This window comes from Phyllobacterium sp. P30BS-XVII, from assembly GCF_014138335.1.
Lineage (GTDB): Bacteria > Pseudomonadota > Alphaproteobacteria > Rhizobiales > Rhizobiaceae > Phyllobacterium > Phyllobacterium meliloti.
Genome location: NZ_JACGXO010000014.1, coordinates 61,629 through 80,315 on the forward strand (window position 1 = coordinate 61,629; position 18,687 = coordinate 80,315).

Consider the following 18,687-nt stretch of genomic DNA (forward strand, 5'->3'; position numbering starts at 1 on the left):
CTCCCGCAAATGACCCGAAATTCATAAGTCATAAGGTAACGACCCATTGGATTGATTGGCTTTACCACTGGCAATCACAGCAGATCTAGGCGTTGTCCCATCCCACGGAAACAATCATATGACTTCAAATGTCAACTGTCGGAACGAACTTGGATCCCAGAAATGATCACAATAAATTCCGCGCTGTAAGCCGACCAGAACAAAGACCAATCCCTTAAATGAAAATCAAGTTGGATATTTCACTGTCGGTAAATGCCCTCCAATGTAACCGATCTCAATAGTTTTTGCTTGCATATCTCTGATAATGTGAACCCGATGGTAACTATCGACCCAGATATGTTCTTCAAAGACTTTGATGTCGCCATCTGCGTTCCTGAAGCAGCGATCTGCTTCATATTTATCCATTGTTGTTTTGCTTTCACGGGTGATGTTGGGTCTAATGTTAGGAAACTCACCAGCAGCACGCCATACCTTTACGCTCTGATCAAGCTCCTTCAGTCGCATAAAAAGCAATGGCAACATTTTTGCGCTGAATGACCTAATTTGAGTCTCGACATCTAATCCAAAGGCCAAGTGGGGATACGTGATTGCTTTTGTTTGCCAGAAGGATCCAAGATTTATGTTGCGTTGGGCTTCCGCTTGCCGCCGCTCTAGTAGAACTCCGGCATGCTTAACATTGGATACATGGTCAACGACGAAGTCCTTTCCATTTGCACAGTACGCCAGATGATTGTGATCCCATATTTCGTCAGGACCCAAACTGATGAGCACCCCTGACAATACAGTGCACAAAGTTAGATCAACTGCAGCTTGGCTTGCGGCGGCGTAACATTCTTGATGACCGGTGGCTGGACTCTGTACTTCAAGAGCCAAAGCTAGCTCAACAGCCTCTTCGTCAAAATCCGAGTCCGAAGGAGCCATATTCTGCAATGCGTCAAAGAAAGACGCCACATTGTATTCTGTCTCGTACAATTGGTGGGCGATTTCACCGAAAGAATAAACTCTTCCATCTTGTTCCTGTAATACCGGCAACACCCACAAATCAGTGTGGCTCCGTAGTGCAGGCAGGTCAGCACTGGTGGCATCTAACGTTGCTAACGCAGTCAGTAAATTGCGCATTTCATTGAGTGCGCTATCTCTCGTTTCTATTCGGGGTTCGGCAGACATCCGGTTAAAGACATAATCACCCATCTGATTACGCTACCGGTTTTACAAGACGGGCTGTATTGCGACGATGCTGGTCGAAAAATCCATCCGGCCAGAATTCAAGCTTACCGTTTCGGTCTATATTCGGTGAACTAACGGTGGACTGAATACCGGTTCTTTTGAAGTAATGAAACGCCGCATCTTCTGGGCTGAGTATCCCATTTCTAATCGCAATACGCACTCCGTCCATGAAATGGTCGGAATGGGTTTCGACGATAATTTGCACTCCGGCTGCGGCAGCATATGCCGTCAGTTCGCCTAATCGAGTCTGGCCTGCAGGATGGATATGCGCTTCCGGATTTTCCAATAAGACCAAACTGCCCTTTTCTGAACCCAGCAACGCAACCAGGACTGGAAGAACGTAGCTTAGACCGAAGCCGACATTTGTTGATCGGAAGTCAACGCTGGGCAGTGACCCTTCTTCTGCAAAGGAAAACGCACCGACCATCAAGTCGGCTATATCAACCGGCGTCAGTGCAAGACGAACTCCTGGGCTAATTTCGGCCAGCCAAGCTACCACTTGATCCAGTAAGCGCCCGCTCAGCGGATCGAGATGCCTACTGTCGTCTCGATCGAAGGTCACTTTCCCTTGATGGGTATGCAAAGCATGCATCGCAAACTCGCCATGAATTCCAAGATCAAAGTGTCGCCCACGCGTCGCCGACATCATACCGAATTTTCTTGGGCCCACACGTTCGGCATTCAGGTAATGGAAAGTCGGTCCGTCCGATTGTTCGGTCATGTTCATTGATAGTAGCAAGCTAATGGACGGAGATTTGGCTGCAGCATTGAAAGCGCTGAGATGCGCGAAACGATCAATGGCACTCGCCCTATCGTCAGAAACGGTATAACTGAAATCAAGAAAATTGCCGTAGATGGAAGTATCCCTTAGTGAAATACGTATTACATCGTCGTTAGCAGCTGTATGAAGTACGTCTGACGGCGTTCCCAAATCCACTAGCTCGCCTGAAAACGAAATGTGACCACCTGCTAAGGAACCATCTTTTTGCGACTGACGTAGTGAAAGCATGGATTGAATAACACTGCTTTTTCCAGCGCCATTCAGTCCGGCCAACAATGTCAGTGAACCAAATCTTAGCGTGGCCTCAGCGATGCATTTGAAATTGCCAATGGAAATGTCCGTTATCATTTTTGCTGCCTACACGATGAAATGAAGTAACTCTTCTATAGCTTTAAATCGCTTGGAAACGCGTCCAGGAACACCCGTTGAATAAGAAATCGACGTTACGAAATCAGAATCGTTCAGCATAAGCTCGTGGAAACCTCTAACGACTTGTTGTCGCTCAATAATGGCTCTCTCCAAATCAACTGGTTTTAGGCTTGCGAGGCCAAGAGACCACGCTTCGAACAAAGGCTTGCTAATTTGGTTCCTTTTTGTGCTTACCGTACCATCATTATTGAATCTGGGTTTTCTAAACGCCAAATCGTTGAATATTAATCTGGAGGCCACCATCACAGACTGAAACGAGTTACGCAGTTTTTCCCGATCAGACTCCGACATTGTATTCAGTTTTCGCATCGCCTCATTCAAAAAGGCGTCAAGGTCGTTCACCTTGTAATCTTGCCAGCTGACAATGCTGAATGCCAGAAAGCGCAATGCCATTTCTTGAGCAGCCATGCGATTGTCTTTAATTGAGTTATCAGTAGCGCTAATAAAGGTGGGATCGGAGGCCAACGATTTCAGGTACTCTCTAACGGGGCCCTTATTCAAAGCATTCCTAATCTCTTGACCATTCAACGGCAGACCTCCCGTATTGATCCGCTTGAATATGTTGATCATTACTTCTTCCGGGGTTCCCGGTTGGATCACGTTTATGACCAATTCTGTTTCTTCTATCCGCCGCTTCATTGATCGATCTAGATCTTGAAAAAGTTTGCCTTCCAAAGTGGTCAGGTATTCCAAACCCTGAAGACTGAATCCCCCTTTCAAATAGTCATAGATCGTAGTTATTCGCTGCAAACCATCAACGACGGCCCAATCATCCGTCTCACCCGCTGATACATAAAAAACGGGAAGGGGAATACGAAGCAGCAGTGACTCTATTAGTTGGCTCTTCCGCTGGATGGGCCAAACTCTCGCCCTTCGCTGGAATTCCGGAGCCAAATCCACCTCACCGTGGTCAATTCTACGAACCAGAAGATCAATATTCTTCTTCTCCGTTGTAACTTTGATTTTACTGGGGTCAAATGGACGATCAATTACCAAAGTTCCGTCGGATAGTTCTTGTTCGACTCCATCGTCTAATTCGTCAGCGTCAGCGACTCCAAATTCTACTCTGTCTTCGGGGATCGTCATTCTTTGTGAGCTCTCAGGGTTACTCAGACAATTTGCAGGTTTCTTTTGCGGCGTGCGACTATACCCGAACATATATCGCCATAAGCGCAGGCAGCAATCTAGGCCTTTCGTAAGTAGCTAATGATATTGGAACTGGGATGAATGATATAGAACGCGAGGCAATAATCCTCGAAGCAGCTTGGGCGATGATTGACGACATGGTCAATTGGGCCATGTTTGTCAAAACAGATAAACGTGAAACGTCAAACCTGATGTTTTTGACACACCAACACGCCCGACTCTTCATTATAATTCTCGGTGATTTTCTATCTGAAATAAAGTCCTTCAAAGGTAGTTCCATCCCGCTTGGATTAACACCAGCCCCGCCAAACACCGGACCAGCAAATCTCACCTTTCTTTATCATCTGAGGCAAGTCTGCGTAAGTCCGAAGCTTGGCACAGAAATCGGAGGTTTACGTGCGGCCGTAGAGGTCTTTGCTAGTTGGCTTGAAGGTGTATTTACGGCGGAGAAGGTGAATCTCGGTTCGATTGACGTCGTTGTTGATATTACAGTTCCAAGATATCGCTATGTTAAAATGTGTGGCGATATTGCCAAACACAATCTCGCAAGGCTTGATACAAACGTTAACCACTTACGGAAACTGTTGGACCAAGCCGGACAGTCAATAGATGAGCATGATGGCTATCTGGCTATTAATGACTTTTTTGATTGGTTTTTCTCCGACATCTTCATTTGTCATGCTTCACAGATTGCCGAGTTTTTGAACAACATCCGCTGGGAGATATACAATTATCTTAGTCATGAGTTTAGACGATCTTGGCACTTGAAAGAAGGGGCGACGGAACTCTTTCCAATGTACGGATATAAAGTGCCTTCAGAAATCAACGACCCAATTGCCCGAGCAATGTATTGGAACGTTATGAACCGCTCACGAAGTGAGCCATACGTGCACCGATTTAAAATACATGATTATGCCAAAACTAGATATTAAACTGTTTAGTGGTGAGTTCGTATGGAAAGTCAACATATTGTTATTGTTGCATCTATCGCTATTCACGGTAGCGTAATCGCCTATACTTTCGTCCTCATCGTGCATTTAAATAGTCACTAGGAAAGGCCATCCATCCGCCTCAATTGCGATACCGTTCAGCAGCGTCAAACACCAATGGCGGTACGGTTTATGGACCTTTATCGGCATTTTCAAATGAACGTTTTCTGATCACTTGCGTATTTGTACAATCGGCAATGACTCTACGTCAGTCTCCCTCAAAAGCTGATCAAGAGTTAGAAGGGGTTGTCGCATGGCCTTGGCATAAGCGTAGTGAAAGCAATCGAAATTGCTAAGTGCCCGTTTGCCGATGCCATGCTTCTCTGCAACAGCCACCGCATACGCTAATACGCGACGAGGCGAGGGCGCGTCTCGCAGTCGAATGTTACGAGCTTCAAGCCATTCCACGACAGCGCCCTCAGCCTCGCTGTATCGACAGTTGAGCTGGTCCGGCCGTGATAACACTATGATTGCCTCCCATGCAGCAAGCGTCGACGTTATGGGATCCGCGGCATCGAGCAACGCTGTTTCATAGCCAGCGGCTGTCTCTTCGCCCGCCATGATCGAGACAATTGCACAAGCATCGACGAACATTATTCATCACCTGTCAGGTCATGATCGAGATCGTGGTACGCCTCGGCCGGTACAGGTTTGCGATCAGATTGAAACGCCAAGCCGCGCTTTTCGAGAATCCGGCGGGCTGTGTCGCTCGGAGCTTCCTTGCGACGGCGAGCCTGGATTGTCTCTTTCAGAGCAATGATTACAGCTTCGGTGATACTGCTACCGTCTATATCGGCCAACTTTCTTGCCAGACTATCGGCTTGCTGATTGCGAATATTTAATACCATTGTGTAGCTCCTATTGTGTAGTAACATTACATTAATTGTGTAGTATTCGCAACACTTATTTGGCCCTAAGATACTGGCGCTGAGCTGGGATTTGGGTAGCAGGGGTTGTAAGCCCTAAACCGCGGAATTTTTAAAGCGATTGTATATCAATAGTTTAAGTCTTATACGAGCGGCAACACTTGGTGACAGGCGTATTCCTATACTGATTAATTGCCAATGTAGGGGTCACGACAAGATCAAGTCCTGGAAACCGGTTTCTAACCTTCACTAGAAACAATGGCATCTAGGAAGTCGCGGATGCACTCACTTGGGTAAATTGCAAATCGATCCCCTTTAGCGTGTGTGATTATACCATCGAATCTTAGGGTTCGCTGTCCGAATGAATCTGAGACTATAGTGAAGACCGGAGCACCACTTAACCCATCGGGGTCAATACTTATCTGTGTTGAAGCATGATGCTTCTCAAAGATGTTTCTGTTCTCTATATCCATTAGCTGAGGCGATGCAGGTAGCAGATCTAAACGCACCCATTTTGCAGTGAATTTTGAAAGCTTACTCTCGTCACTCTCATTGAGCTCTATGTTAACTGATTTTGTTGGGTAACCAAGAGCGAATGAATAGTCCCCTCTTTGCGTTGAACAATCGGACCACTGTAAATTACAGAGATCCAAATATTCTATGTGATAATCGTTGGGGACGTCCTTAAACTCGAACAATAGAATATCTTCAAGGGATCTAAACGATTCCTGATGATGGTTAGGCCCGTATATTTGAAACGGTGGGACAGCAAACTGTTTGTTCTGGCTCTTCGCGACAACAACGAACTTAGTGGCTGAGGGAGAATTCAAACCGCCCTGAATTTGATGTGCCGTTGTGAGAGCAAACGAAAAATTACGGTATCTGCCCATGAACGCGGTTCCTGAGAATCGCAACTCAAACGCTTCATCTCCGGTTGTGAAGAATGCCGGACGTGTGAAGCGTTGTAGGTTATCAGGTGCTGCCTTAAATGGTATAGCAACGCCATTGACGTTCACACTCATCATTGATTGAGTCTCTGCCCAGGTTGTGGTGATCATGATCCCGCCAGACGCTATCAATGATACGAGACAACGCTAATAATGTGCAAGAAACTCATATAATTACACCAGAATGATCAGCATCTGCCTTCAATTGCTCGATGTCCGATGATTTAGTTTCATCAATAGCGTCTAAGAACATTAGTGATTGAGATTTGAGTGGCTCAGCACCACGTTCGATCCAGTTACCTGCTAGTTTCTCGACTAACGAAATATTAAAAAACTTGTCTAGCTCCTCCTTTAGCGACAACCGTTTAGATATGTGCTTATACAAGCCCAGCATTATGCCCGCTGCCAGCTCATTTCGCTTAATTGCTGCGGTCATACGTGTGCGAAGTGTGTCGGGTTGAGGGCCCGTTTTCCAAAAGTAAATTAGTTCGAGGGGGTCTGCTTGGTGCCAAAGCTCTCCGTTTTTCTCCAAATCAAGAACTCTTTGAAACAGAGCATTCCGGAGAGAGGTTTCGTCTTTCCCTAAGACGAGTTCATTTGCCTTTGGTTGACGAATGACGGAAGCCAATAAGGAAATGTCTTCTGATTGCATGATCAAGCTAAGCAATTTCTTGGATTGCTCAACCATTGTAAGCTGATGGAGAAGAGACGTCATAATCGCTCTTAGGGATAGAAGATTATCCGCGTATGGTTCCGTCTCATCTTTGTATTGAATTAATCGATGACTCTCAGATTGGATTGCATCAATCCACTCGAGAACATCTGCTGGACGTTCTCTCAACTTGACCATCAAATGTGAAAGGAATTGCCTTCTCAGTTCAGGATGATCCACCTTTGGCATTTTATCAAGCTGTGAATACATCATCGTAATTGTCTTGGAGGGTCGCTGCGACAGCACAAAAGTCAAGACTGAACGTGGCCAGCTAGTCGATTCCGCAGTCAAACTGAAATAGTTGAGGCTATATTGAAAGTCAGCTATTCGGTGCGCTCGTTCACCCACACTACCGATGCTGTGTCTGGAAAAATGTTGTTGTAAATGCGGAAACAGATACGTTATCACCGCTTGCCTCTGACTCGTCCAAATACCCGGTAGTTTGGCTTTGAGGTTTCCCCAGCGTTCCTGCACATCTCCGGCATATTCCATGCCACCCTCGGTATAGGTCTTACCAAATGCCAACAGCGTAATCTGTTGCCGGATCCAATCATAAAGTGGCTGGTCGAGGATTTGGATAAGCTCCACCACAAACAAATCTGTTGGGTCGGTGTCTTCTTTTAGGCTCGCGTACGAGAATCTAAAGCTGTTAGAAACGCGTGTTACAGACCGAGGATTTTTCAGGTAGTGACTTATCACACTTAGCCACAAAGATGGGTAGGATGATTGATATCCTTCTTCCTCAAAAAGGTCAGGTATGTTGCCAATGTCTGCCATCAGTAGATCGCTAAGTCTGCTTCTTTTTGCTACTGGCAGTGGACGACGTAGTTGAATTATTTTTTCAAGATATTTCGCACCGTCCGTTCGTAGAGTTCTGCTTATCTGCTTTGATAATTGCTCATGATCATAACTAAGTAAGTAAATAACATTGGGTAACTCGCCAAGATTTTTCACGAGGCCCACCATCTGGGTTGCTTCACTTGGCGTCAATCGGTCCAAGTCGTCGATAATGACGAGTATCTTATTCTCGCGGAGTAATCCCAGTTCATAAGCAAGGCTGGCCTTTAAATTATCGAGATTTGGAGAAGAAGTTTTGGTAAACCACTTTACAAAGCCAGCGACGGTAGCCCCCAGTCCACCTGAACCAAGTGCATCTGCTGCTCCACCAATGACTGTGGCTAGCTCGGCCACTCGTTCAGCATATTTCTTAAAAGCGCTGGCAAGTGGGCCGGGAAATCTTTTCGAGATAACGTAAGAAAGATCTCGGATGAGAACTGCAGAAAGATCCGCCTTTTCTGGTATCAACCAAGGCGAAAATCTTACAATCAACGTATCCGGATAATCTTGCGCCTGCTCTCTCAGACGGATGTATCGAGTCAGATCATTCACCAGCGCTGGTTCGGCCGCCTTGGCGATCATATCATCAAGAAAACGCGTATTGCTGTGTCTACCCGATAGTCCCATGCCTTCTAAATGAAAGCTTAGCTCTGGAATTTTGCGAACTTTATCCGCCAGGAAATCCATCTTTTCTACATCCCATGCCTCGTCAACTACATCGGACAGTATCCCGCCGTTTTCTGTGAGTTTAATCATTTCAGCATGCCGGATTGCTTCGATGATCATGGCAATAAGACTTGATTTTCCTGAACCCCACTCACCTTCAATGCCGACCACAAAACCATTGCTTGCTGGAACTCCAATAATTCCAGCGGCCATTCTTTTCGCAAAAGTTGATCGACCCAGACGATCTTCAGCTGCTGAAGTGAGGGGTTGATCGGCATTCAACAGCTGTTCGTTCATTACCACCTCTCGACTGGACATTTGACGCCCCAGTGCCACGTTACCAACCCTCTTTCATTTTCCGATAATTATCCCGCTCTTTTGGATCGATGATCTTCACTGAAACCTCGCCGCCGCACTTGCATCTGACAATTTTGCCAAGCCACGTACCATTAGAATTGAGCCGTGCCAGATCCAGCTTGTCCTTGCGTCTACAATCCGGGCATTCGCCGTGAAGCTCCATGCCCGCCTTGAGGATTTCACCAAAGGTTTTCATGCTGTTGCTACAATCTCGACTGCCACGGCCGTGTCGGTCCCGCGATAATCGTTTTTGTTGACATTCTTTGATACCGGCCACGCCTGCAGGGTGTCCTCCGGCGCCGATCGCAGCAGCTCTTCGTTTGGCTCCTGCAACCACTCCGCCCAATCTTCCGGTTGCAAGATCACCGGCATACGATCGTGGATCGGCTTCATGAACTCATTGGCGGCCGCAGTGATGATCGTGCAGCTCTCCACAAGTTCATCCGTCACACGGTCTTTCCATGTTTCATGCAAGCCCGCAAATGTCAGCGGACGGCCATCCTTGGCTGAAATAAACCATGGCTGCCTGTCGGTCTTTGGTCCTGTCCATTCAAAGAAGCCAGAGCAAGGGATCAGGCAGCGGCGCTTTTTCAAAGCGTTGCGAAACATCGGTTTGCCGGAAATGTCTTCCTTGCGCGCATTGAACGTCGCCGGCACATCTTTCAGCGTCTTCGACCACCAGCCAGGAACAAGCCACCACCTCTTTTCAGAATAGTGATTGGCGCCATCCTCGCTCTTTGTGATGACGCCAACCTGGCTCGTTGGTGTAATGTTGTAGCGAGGCTGCAGATTGCGCGGCGTTGCCGGCACAATGGAATACATCGCGTGGATCTCCGCCCAGGTGTAGAATTGTGTAAACCGGCCGCACATTGTTCAATCCATCCAGTCAGCGAGAACGAAAGAGAGAGTTTAATATGGATAGCATCAAATCACCTCGTCGTGAACGCGATGATCCGGACCGGGCAATCGACTGTCAGGAAGCACTGGAACGGCGGTTTCAGAGCCTTATTCCAGCAAAAGCGTGGACCACACTCCATGACGAGGCAACGGCCGCCGGATGGTCTGCCGAGGAAGTGCGAACCGCCATGCTCCATCTGGTCCAAGCTGCCCTATCGATCGAGTTCGGTGATGACCTGTAATGTGCGTGCATTTGTTCCCCTGCTTGACTCTTTTGTTCAATGAGAACAAATATAGAACAAACAGCAGCAGGAGTACAGATCATGGTTTGGGCTGTGACCTTTCGCGGCAAGCACTTCAATCTCGACTACACATGGGATCCGGAAGACATAGAGGCGATTATGTCACGGATGCGCGGTATGGAAGAACTGCCCGGTTCCTTCGATGTCCTTCAACACGAAAGCGGTCTGCAGGTGACCGACATTACCTTCGAAGAATCCTTCAGGCAGAACGAACTGCCGTTCGACCTGCTCCATGGTTTTGACGACAGCGAGTATGGCTGCGGTGAAGTCTATATTTTCAAAGGCTTTCCGGATCACGGCGATGGCGAACTTATCGTGCTGTACGAGAACGGATCGGAACTCGATCCGCCCGTCAACGAGACACGGTTTCCGCTGAAGGATAACATCTATGAAAATCTGCGTGCCGAAGGCCAGGGGGACCTATTCGGGCCGCTGCATTGATTGCCAGACTGCGCATACCAAGCCTGTCCATTCGCCACTGAAGGCGATTGCCGAAACTGGAATATTACTTTATTTATTGCGCGTTGGCGCAACTCCTTTGCGCCTTCATCCCCCCAGGGAAAGGTCTTTGACCTTCGCAACTTGACCGGACCTTCGTGGCCCGGTTCTTTTTTGCAGCATTTGGTGAATATCCATCAGGACCGGCCTTAACGCGGCGACCTTGACTCTTTCCGTCAAAAGAACAAATATAGAACAAACATGAATAGCGGGAGTATGGATTATGACCGAACAATTCATTGTAGGTATCGATAACCGCACGGATTGGCAGAAAGCCAATGAGCCTGACACTGCCGAAGCAATGCGTGTCCTCAAATATGCGCCGGTAAGACGCTACAAATATTTCATCGATACTGTCGTGCGCACCGACATGATCTGGCTGAGCGGTCACGGTGGAAACTTCGTCATGCTCGATGACAACACCAATACGCCAGTGCTGTGTCCGCTCTGGCCCGCGCAGGTCTTTGTCGATATGTGGCTCCCACCCTATTGGGCCATGCCGGGACTTGAGGTCAAAGCCATGTCCCTCGATGTCATGCTGAATGGATTTTTGCCTTCGCTTGATGTCGCCTATATCGGCATCTGTTTTGACCACACCAACAATGGTCCCATCCTACCTGTCGATAAGGTGGTGGAAGATCTGCGCAAGGCTGTGGCGGCAAACAGACGCCGGTTGAACTAGATCAACTCTTGTGCCGACGCCTGTAGGTATCGAATACCGCTGCCGCGCAGATGGCGGCAATGGCTCCCCAGATATATTGCTGCAGGGTGATCAAATGAAACCCGTATGCGAGCAGCACCGCATATGCGGCGAAGTTACAGGTCATGGCTGTCAGAAACAATTGCGGTGACATCCGCAGCTTCACATAGTGGTCATTCTGGATGATCCAGTTGAACAGCCAGGTCAACGCGAACATAACCCCCGTCATCAAGCCGAATATCAAGATCACTCGCATACTATCAGTCATTCTCTATCCTTGCGTTCCAGTGATCCAACGGGCGAATATTTAATCAATGTTGCAGTTGTATTCCACCCGGGCAAGCCGCTGACGCGGTCGCGTTCTACTCGCTGCGCTCACGGAGCCTGAAGCAGTCTCCGCACTGCGTGTGACGACCACTCTTGCGGGTGCCATGCCTCAACGCTTTGTCCTGAACTTGCATGTAATTATTCTCCAGGAGCGACGCAGTAAACGCCTCTGTGGCGTTTCGCTGAGCCTGGCAAAACGCCGATGCAGGAAACCGTCAATCTCACTCATCTGTACCTGTGCAAGATCAGAACCGTACCGTGCAATCAGTGCGTTCTCGATCTGGCGGATGTCATGCGTGGTGGGATTATAGCCTGATGGCCCAGTCGGCCCGAAGCTGCGATTTTGGCCAACTCAAAGAACAGGTAGAGAACTCGTGATCACATAGAGTCTGACGGCGAACCTCGGCCTTCCAGGGCGCGGTAGACAGTCATTCTGGAAATGTTCAGCTCACGAGCAACTGCGGCTTTGGTTGCCCCAGCCGCGATCCTCCTGCGGATCTCCGCGTCATCGACATATTTCTTCCTGCCCGTGTAGATGCCGTCAGCTTTTGCCGCATCGATGCCCGCTCGTTGCCTGTCTTTGATGAACTTGAGTTCCATGTCGGCGACCATGCCGAGGATGGTGATGACCATCCGGCCCATGCTTCCGGCTGTCGTGACTTCGGGCTCAAGAATGCGGAGTGACGCGCCCTTTTCGTCAAGCTCATGAACGAGATTGAGAACGTCGCGTGTGGAGCGACCGAGCCGATCAAGCCGCAGAACCACCAGTTCGTCGCCCGCGTGCAAAAACTGCATGATGGTTTCCAGCTCGGACCGCCCCGTTCGGGACGCCCCTGATCCGGTTTCCGAGCGGATGATTTCGCAACCTGCGGCCTTCAGACGCTCGTTCTGAATATCGAGGTCCTGATCTGTGGTGCTGACGCGGGCGTATCCGATGCGGGCCATAGCAATTCTGTAACATTAGGGTGGTTTCGATTGTGTAACGTCACTTTTGTCGAAAATACACCCTTTTGTTACATAGCGCTCGTGTCACATTCGAGCGTCACTCTAGGGCGTACCAAAAAGTGACGTTGAGCGAAATGCTGTCGCAAAAGTTACCCACTTCGGGAGGGTGCACTGAACAGCGCCTCCTTGTTCTCGAAGTTGCCCATAGATGCCCTGCTTCAAAAGCTTCACTCGCTTGGTGACCCTTGTCCAGGGTCGTCGCCTGAAAACCCAATTCCACAAAGTCGCACGCGGTGTCGATCATCGTTTGACCAAGCGTTGACGGACGGCCGCGCCGGCCCTGTCCAACTTCGGTCTCGGCATTTTTAGTCCTTGACAGTATCCCAATTCCTACATTATGATACCGCCTAGTATCCAAATATGTGCAGGTCAATGGGTGGGTTTCAGCCATGCCCTCTACTCAAGAAAAGATCGCAAAATGAAACGCAAACATGTCCTGACTTTCGCGGGTCTCGTGGCAGCGGCAGGTGCCGCTACCTTCTTTCTGGTTTTCGAGACGCCAAGAAGGGAAGCTGAGGCCGCGGACCCAAGGACTGCGCCACCCCTGGTTAGGGTGGCAGAAGCGATGAGGACGGAAACGGCGGGGCGCTCGTTTACCGGCACAGTCGCTTCGCGGGTGCAGAGCAATCTCGGTTTTCGGGTTCCGGGCAAGATTGTCGAGCGGCTAGTTGATGTCGGCCAACAGGTCAAGCAAGGCCAGCCCCTGATGCGGATCGACGAAACCGATCTCCAGCTCGCGCTGACAGCAAAGCGCAATGCCGTTACAGCAGCGCGGGCGGTCCTGATCCAGGCCCAAGCGGATGAGAAACGGTATGCGGCACTGGTGAAGAATGGATTGGCTGCCACTCCGCAGCGTTATGAACTGGCGAAAGCGGCTCTCGATACGGCCGCGGCACAGCTTGCAGCGGCTGAAGCGGATGCCAAGGCGGCGGAAAATGCGGCTGCCTATACCGTTCTTCTCGCTGATTCGGATGGAACGGTCGTCGATACGCTCGCAGACCCGGGACAGGTTGTTGCCGCGGGCCAGACAGTCATTCAACTCGCGCAGGCCGGACCGCGTGAAGCCGTTGTCTGGCTACCTGAAACCTTGCGGCCGGATATTGGATCTGAAGCGCAGGCCAGTGTCTATGGAGGTGACGGTCTGAGCGCAAAGGCCAGGTTGCGACAGATTTCCGATTCCGCCGACCCGCAGACCCGGACATACGAGGCACGTTACGTTCTCGACGGCGCCGCTGCGTCTGCTCCGCTTGGCTCGACTGTGACGATCAAAATATCGGACGCGAACAGGCAGTCAGAGGTCGTCGTGCCCGTCGGTGCCATTGTGGACGACGGTAGCCGGACAGGTGTGTGGACTATCGACGGTGCCACTTCCACCGTGAAGTTCACCCCGGTCGACGTTAGACGGATCGGCGAGGAAACCGCCTTTGTTACCGGTATCGGCATTGGTGAGAAGATTGTTGCTCTGGGCGCACATCTCCTGGAAAACGGCGCGGCCGTCAGAATTGCCTCGCAGCAAGAGGTGACAAGATAATGAGCTTCAATCTCTCAGCCCTCGCGGTTCGCGAACGCGCCGTTACCTTATTCTTTATCGTTCTGTTGGCGGCTGCAGGCGTCTATGCCTTCGTCAAACTGGGACGCGCTGAGGATCCTTCCTTCACCATCAAGACCCTGACGGTTACGTCAGTCTGGCCGGGTGCCACTGCACGTGAGATGCAGGATCTTGTCGCTGAGCCACTCGAGAAGCGCATTCAGGAACTCACCTGGTACGACCGAGTCGAGACGACAACACGACCAGGCTACGCCTTCCTCACCGTATCACTTAAGGACAATACGCCGCCGGCCGCCGTCGAAGAAGAGTTCTACCAGGCGCGCAAGAAGCTCGGCGACGAAGCCCGAAATCTCCCGCCGGGCGTTATGGGTCCTTTCGTCAACGATGAATACTCCGATGTGAGCTTCGGCCTTTACGCTTTGAAGGCGAAGGGGATGCCGATGCGCGACCTCGTGCGGCAAGCGGAGGTCATCCGGCAGGAACTCCTCCATGTTCCCGGTGTCAAGAAAATCAACATCCTGGGGGAACGTCCCGAACAGATCTTCGTTGAGTTCTCCTACGCCAAGCTGGCGACGCTCGGCATATCGGCGCAGGATATCGCCACAGCTTTGCAGAGACAGAACACGGTGACGCCCGCTGGCTCCATCGATACGCGCGGGCCGCAGGTCTTCATCCGTTTCGACGGAGCCTATAACAGCGTACAGGCGATCGCCGACACGCCGATCGTGGCCGCGGGACGGACGCTAAGGCTTTCCGATGTGGCGGATGTGCGGCGCGGCTATGAAGATCCGGCCACCTATCTCATCCGTCACGATGGCGAACCCGCCATCATGCTGGGCGTGGTGATGCAACAAGGGTGGAACGGACTGGATCTCGGCGAAGCGCTTGAAGCACGATCCGCCGCAATCGCGCAGACATTGCCGCTCGGCATGTCACTCACCAAGGTCAGCGACCAGGCTGTCAACATCGACGAGGCGGTCGGTGAATTCATGCTCAAGTTTGCCATGGCGCTTGGCGTCGTGCTGTTCGTGAGCCTGGTCGCACTCGGCTGGCGCGTTGGCATCGTTGTCGCGCTCGCCGTCCCCCTGACGCTCGCTGTGGTTTTCCTCATCATGTTGGAAACCGGACGCTTCTTCGACCGTATCACGCTCGGCGCGCTCATCCTCGCGCTTGGGCTTTTGGTCGATGACGCCATTATCGCCATCGAGGTGATGGTGGTAAAGATGGAAGAGGGCATGGACCGCATCAAGGCGGCCGCCTATGCCTGGAGCCACACCGCGGCGCCGATGCTGTCGGGAACACTCGTCACCGTTATCGGACTGATGCCCGTCGGCTTCGCCAAGTCGAGCGCCGGGGAATATGCCGGCAACATTTTCTGGGTCGTCGGGTTCGCCCTGATCGTTTCGTGGTTCGTCGCCGTGATCTTTACGCCGTACATGGGTGTCAAGTTGCTGCCCGACATCAAGCCGGTCGAGGGAGGTCACGAGTCCATCTATGATACACCGAACTATCGCCGCCTGCGCTCACTCATCGAGTTTGCGGTTCGCCATAAATTCATGACGTGCGCCGTGGTTGGCATCATGATGGCCGTCTCGGTTGTCGGAATGGGCGGCGTCAAGCAGCAATTCTTCCCCACTTCGGACCGGCCTGAGGTTCTCGTCGAAGTTCGCATGCCTGAAGGCACGAGCATCGAAAGCACCACGGCCGCGGTGGCGAAAGTTGAAGACTGGCTGCGAAACCAGCCGGAAGCGAAAATAACCACCAGTTACATCGGCCAGGGCGCACCCCGCTTTTTCTTCGCCATGTCACCGGAATTGCCCGATCCCGCTTTTGCCAAAATAGTCGTGCTTACGCCTGACGCCCATGCACGAGAAGAATTGAAGCATCGCCTTCGGGCGGCCATATCCGAAGGCCTCGTTCCGGAGGCGTCCGTGCGCGTCACGCAGCTCGTATTCGGACCTTACACGCCCTTCCCGGTCGAGTTTCGGATCTTGGGACCGGACCAGGAAGAACTTTACAAAATCTCCGAACAGGCTCTGGCGATCATGAAGACCGTTCCCGATGTCCGCCAGGCTAACCGCGACTGGGGTAACCGCACGCCGGTGTTGCGCTTCATTCCGGATCAGGATCGGCTAAACCTGATCGGCCTTTCTCCATCGGAGGCGGCGCAGCAAATGCAGATGCTACTGAGCGGCATTCCGGTCACGCAGGTGCGCGAGAACATCCGCAACGTGCCTGTCCTCGCACGAAGTGCCGGCGAAAACCGACTTGACCCTTCGAGGCTTGCCGACTTCTCCCTGATGAGCAGAGATGGCCGTCAGGTACCGCTCGATCAGATCGGGCACTCCGAGGTCCGGTTCGAGGAGCCTATCCTGAAGCGTCGTGACCGGACGTCAGTGATCACGATTCGCTCCGACATCAACGAGGCGACACAGCCCCCGGAAGTCTCGCAGCAGGTCATGACGGCTCTGCAACCGCTCATCGCCTCGCTCCCGGTCGGATATCGTATCGAAATGGGCGGCAACATCGAGGAATCGCAAAAGGCCAATAACGCACTCGTCCAGGTCTTCCCGCTGATGATCGCGGCGATGTTGATCGTCATCATTCTGCAGGTTCGCAGTCTGTCGACAATGACAATGGTGATGCTGACGGCGCCGCTAGGCCTCGCCGGTGTGGTGCCGGCATTGCTCCTGTTCAACCAACCGTTCGGCTTCAACGCCATTCTTGGCTTGATCGGATTGGCAGGTATCCTGATGCGTAACACGCTGATCCTGACCGAGCAGATCAAGGAGAACCAGGCGGCTGGTCTCGATGACTATCACGCGGTCATCGAAGCGACGGTGCAGCGTACACGCCCTGTCATCCTGACGGCGCTCGCCGCCGTTCTGGCCTTCATACCCCTGACGCATTCGGTGTTCTGGGGATCTATGGCCTATACGTTGATCGGCGGAACGGCGGCAGGGACGGTGATGATCCTGCTCTTCCTTCCGGCGCTGTACGCCGTGTGGTTCCGGATCAAGCCCCCAAAGGAAGGGAGCCACGGCGAAACGATGGTGGAGGAGCCGCGGCTTACCAGGGCCATGGCTGCCGAATAGGGCAACGTGCTGTGCAAGGGAGAGACCCGCGCCACACTCTGCCTCCCGGCTGTTGATGCCTGTCAGCTTGAGGGATTGCGCGCGGTGACGATCCATGTCGCGCCGTTAATCATCACCGAGCGTTCACCGGGGCAGCCCGCGAAGGCGGCACGAACCGCGACCGAGGCGCTGTCGCGTATGTCGTCGGGCTGATCAGCGAGCATCCGCGACAGCGGGCCGACCTCCAGCGTAATATTCACGACATCATCGAGGGCCGCATCCCGCGTCTCCCCCTTGCCGAATGGGATGGAGGCATCGAAGGGCACGATAGTGACATCAGTGAAGCCGGCCGCCGTTAGAATACGCGCCACACGCCCCCGGTCGCCGAACGAGAACGGGCCGGGCGCTTCGGGACCGGGTGGTGTCATCGGCGCGAGGATGTCCTTCATCGCGCCCATCGGCAAACGCATCCAATCGTTCTCGGTCATGCCGCGCCAGCAGACAAAAGCGACCCGCCCGCTGGGCTTGAGCGCACGCCGCATATGGGCGAACGCGCCTGTTGGATCGTTGAAGAACATCACCCCGAAACGTGAGAACAGGATGTCGAACGCACCCTCTGGCAACTCGGCGCTGCTGGCGTCGGCTACTCGGAACACGACCGACATATCCTGTGGCGCAAGGGCGCGCGCTCTGCCGATCATCGGTTCGGATATGTCGACACCCAGCACTTGGCCCTGCCTGCCGACGAGGGCGGCCAGTGCCAGACTTGACTCGCCTGCGCCGCAGCCGACGTCCAGCACACATTCGCCCACGGCGGGCGCCGCAGCTTCGATCGCGACCTCGCCGAACACAGCTAGGATGGCGTCGAGCCGGGACTGATGGTTGACCCAGCGCTCTCCGCTCTGGTCATTCCAATCCGCGACCCGATCATGAGTTTGCGCTGCCATGTTCATTTCCTACCCTGTTCCCAACCGTTTTTAACCAGGTTTCCGGCTGCATGATCGTTGCCGCTGTGCGCAGCGATGAACATGGCGACGGCCGACCGGCAATAGGACTCGATCTCGTTGTCGTCCTCTGCTTTCGCCTCATCAAACCGTGCGACAAGCAGGAGATCGGAGCCTTTGAAAAGCGCACCGAACAAGCGGGCAGACTGGTGAGGATCAGGCACGTTCAGAAGCGCCTTTGCATGCAATTGACGCAACAGGGCCTCGATTTGCGCGATGATATGGGCGGGGCCTGCTTCGTAATGAAGCTTGCTCAATGACGTTTGGTTTGGCGTGTCGGCCATGACCATGGCTTCGACATTGCGGACGTCGGGGCGCAGAAGCGAGCGAAGCAGTGACGATCCCGCCGCCATCAACTGATCTTCGGCTGAACC

Annotated in this window: 19 protein-coding genes and 1 pseudogene; 6 read left to right on the top strand and 14 right to left on the bottom strand. The window is 52.0% G+C overall.

Going from position 1 to position 18,687, the window contains the following annotated elements; translation table 11 throughout:
• Positions 1-225: 225 nt before the first annotated feature.
• Genes FHW17_RS24770 through FHW17_RS24780 form a run of 3 tightly spaced genes read right to left on the bottom strand, consistent with a single transcriptional unit; the run spans position 226 to position 3,523 of the window.
• The gene (locus tag FHW17_RS24770) at positions 226-1,191 is read right to left on the bottom strand and encodes a hypothetical protein (protein ID WP_182511068.1); all 966 of its coding nucleotides are present in this window, start codon (positions 1,189-1,191) and stop codon (positions 226-228) included.
• A 4-nt stretch (positions 1,192-1,195) separates the two neighbouring features.
• Positions 1,196-2,356 carry a DUF3696 domain-containing protein gene (locus tag FHW17_RS24775; protein ID WP_182511069.1) on the bottom strand — a complete coding sequence of 387 codons (1,161 nt, stop codon included), beginning with the start codon at positions 2,354-2,356 and terminating at the stop codon, positions 1,196-1,198.
• 9 nt (positions 2,357-2,365) lie between these two features.
• A complete protein-coding gene (locus FHW17_RS24780) occupies positions 2,366-3,523 on the bottom strand; it encodes a DUF262 domain-containing protein (RefSeq protein WP_182511070.1) in 1,158 nt (385 codons plus the stop codon).
• Between the two features lie 137 nt (positions 3,524-3,660).
• Between FHW17_RS24780 and FHW17_RS24785 the strand changes: the two genes are divergently transcribed.
• The gene (locus FHW17_RS24785; protein WP_182511071.1) at positions 3,661-4,515 is read left to right on the top strand and encodes a hypothetical protein; all 855 of its coding nucleotides are present in this window, start codon (positions 3,661-3,663) and stop codon (positions 4,513-4,515) included.
• A gap of 228 nt (positions 4,516-4,743) precedes the next feature.
• On the opposite strand, the gene FHW17_RS24790 is transcribed toward FHW17_RS24785, so the two are convergent.
• The 6 genes from FHW17_RS24790 to FHW17_RS24815 form a co-directional block, all read right to left on the bottom strand.
• Positions 4,744-5,166, bottom strand: a complete 423-nt coding sequence (locus FHW17_RS24790; RefSeq protein ID WP_182511072.1) for a type II toxin-antitoxin system VapC family toxin — start codon at positions 5,164-5,166, stop codon at positions 4,744-4,746.
• Positions 5,166-5,420 (bottom strand): type II toxin-antitoxin system VapB family antitoxin, encoded by a 255-nt coding sequence (locus tag FHW17_RS24795; RefSeq protein WP_182511073.1) that lies wholly within the window; start codon positions 5,418-5,420, stop codon positions 5,166-5,168. The genes FHW17_RS24790 and FHW17_RS24795 overlap by 1 nt, the downstream gene beginning before the upstream one ends.
• A gap of 257 nt (positions 5,421-5,677) precedes the next feature.
• Entirely contained in the window at positions 5,678-6,496 is an 819-nt protein-coding gene (locus FHW17_RS24800; RefSeq protein ID WP_182511074.1) for a hypothetical protein, read from the bottom strand.
• Between the two features lie 55 nt (positions 6,497-6,551).
• On the bottom strand, positions 6,552-8,897 hold the full coding sequence (locus FHW17_RS24805) for a P-loop NTPase fold protein (RefSeq protein ID WP_182511075.1): 2,346 nt from the start codon (positions 8,895-8,897) through the stop codon (positions 6,552-6,554).
• Positions 8,898-8,937: 40 nt separating this feature from the next.
• Positions 8,938-9,153 carry a hypothetical protein gene (locus tag FHW17_RS24810; protein ID WP_182511076.1) on the bottom strand — a complete coding sequence of 72 codons (216 nt, stop codon included), beginning with the start codon at positions 9,151-9,153 and terminating at the stop codon, positions 8,938-8,940.
• Positions 9,150-9,827, bottom strand: a complete 678-nt coding sequence (locus FHW17_RS24815) for an SOS response-associated peptidase (protein WP_182511077.1) — start codon at positions 9,825-9,827, stop codon at positions 9,150-9,152. Before FHW17_RS24815 ends, FHW17_RS24810 begins: the two co-directional genes overlap by 4 nt.
• A 44-nt stretch (positions 9,828-9,871) precedes the next feature.
• Here FHW17_RS24815 and FHW17_RS24820 point away from each other — a divergent pair, with 44 nt between their 5' ends.
• The 3 genes from FHW17_RS24820 (at position 9,872) to FHW17_RS24830 (ending at position 11,336) form a co-directional block, all read left to right on the top strand.
• Positions 9,872-10,096, top strand: a complete 225-nt coding sequence (locus FHW17_RS24820) for a hypothetical protein (protein WP_182511078.1) — start codon at positions 9,872-9,874, stop codon at positions 10,094-10,096.
• A gap of 81 nt (positions 10,097-10,177) precedes the next feature.
• Entirely contained in the window at positions 10,178-10,597 is a 420-nt protein-coding gene (locus FHW17_RS24825) for a hypothetical protein (RefSeq protein WP_182511079.1), read from the top strand.
• A 280-nt stretch (positions 10,598-10,877) separates the two neighbouring features.
• Positions 10,878-11,336 carry a DUF2750 domain-containing protein gene (locus FHW17_RS24830; RefSeq protein WP_182511080.1) on the top strand — a complete coding sequence of 153 codons (459 nt, stop codon included), beginning with the start codon at positions 10,878-10,880 and terminating at the stop codon, positions 11,334-11,336.
• Between the two features lies 1 nt (position 11,337).
• Here FHW17_RS24830 and FHW17_RS24835 read toward each other — a convergent pair whose 3' ends face one another.
• The 3 genes and pseudogenes from FHW17_RS24835 to FHW17_RS25315 form a co-directional block, all read right to left on the bottom strand.
• On the bottom strand, positions 11,338-11,622 hold the full coding sequence (locus tag FHW17_RS24835; protein WP_182511081.1) for a hypothetical protein: 285 nt from the start codon (positions 11,620-11,622) through the stop codon (positions 11,338-11,340).
• 437 nt (positions 11,623-12,059) lie between these two features.
• Complete coding sequence (locus tag FHW17_RS24840) at positions 12,060-12,626, bottom strand: recombinase family protein (RefSeq protein ID WP_182511082.1); 567 nt, start codon at positions 12,624-12,626, stop codon at positions 12,060-12,062.
• 167 nt (positions 12,627-12,793) lie between these two features.
• A pseudogene (locus tag FHW17_RS25315) lies at positions 12,794-13,077 on the bottom strand (TetR/AcrR family transcriptional regulator); the annotation flags it as partial.
• A 27-nt stretch (positions 13,078-13,104) separates the two neighbouring features.
• Here FHW17_RS25315 and FHW17_RS24845 point away from each other — a divergent pair.
• Positions 13,105-14,217, top strand: coding sequence for an efflux RND transporter periplasmic adaptor subunit (locus tag FHW17_RS24845; RefSeq protein ID WP_182511083.1), 1,113 nt, complete (start codon positions 13,105-13,107; stop codon positions 14,215-14,217).
• On the top strand, positions 14,217-17,330 hold the full coding sequence (locus FHW17_RS24850; RefSeq protein WP_182511084.1) for an efflux RND transporter permease subunit: 3,114 nt from the start codon (positions 14,217-14,219) through the stop codon (positions 17,328-17,330). Before FHW17_RS24845 ends, FHW17_RS24850 begins: the two co-directional genes overlap by 1 nt.
• A gap of 62 nt (positions 17,331-17,392) precedes the next feature.
• Here the strand turns inward: FHW17_RS24850 and FHW17_RS24855 are convergent, their stop codons facing one another.
• Both FHW17_RS24855 and FHW17_RS24860 read right to left on the bottom strand, forming a co-directional pair.
• The gene (locus FHW17_RS24855; RefSeq protein WP_182511085.1) at positions 17,393-18,256 is read right to left on the bottom strand and encodes a class I SAM-dependent methyltransferase; all 864 of its coding nucleotides are present in this window, start codon (positions 18,254-18,256) and stop codon (positions 17,393-17,395) included.
• Positions 18,257-18,258: 2 nt separating this feature from the next.
• A partial coding sequence (locus tag FHW17_RS24860) for a TetR/AcrR family transcriptional regulator C-terminal domain-containing protein (protein ID WP_182511086.1) occupies positions 18,259-18,687 on the bottom strand: 429 nt, incomplete at its 5' end.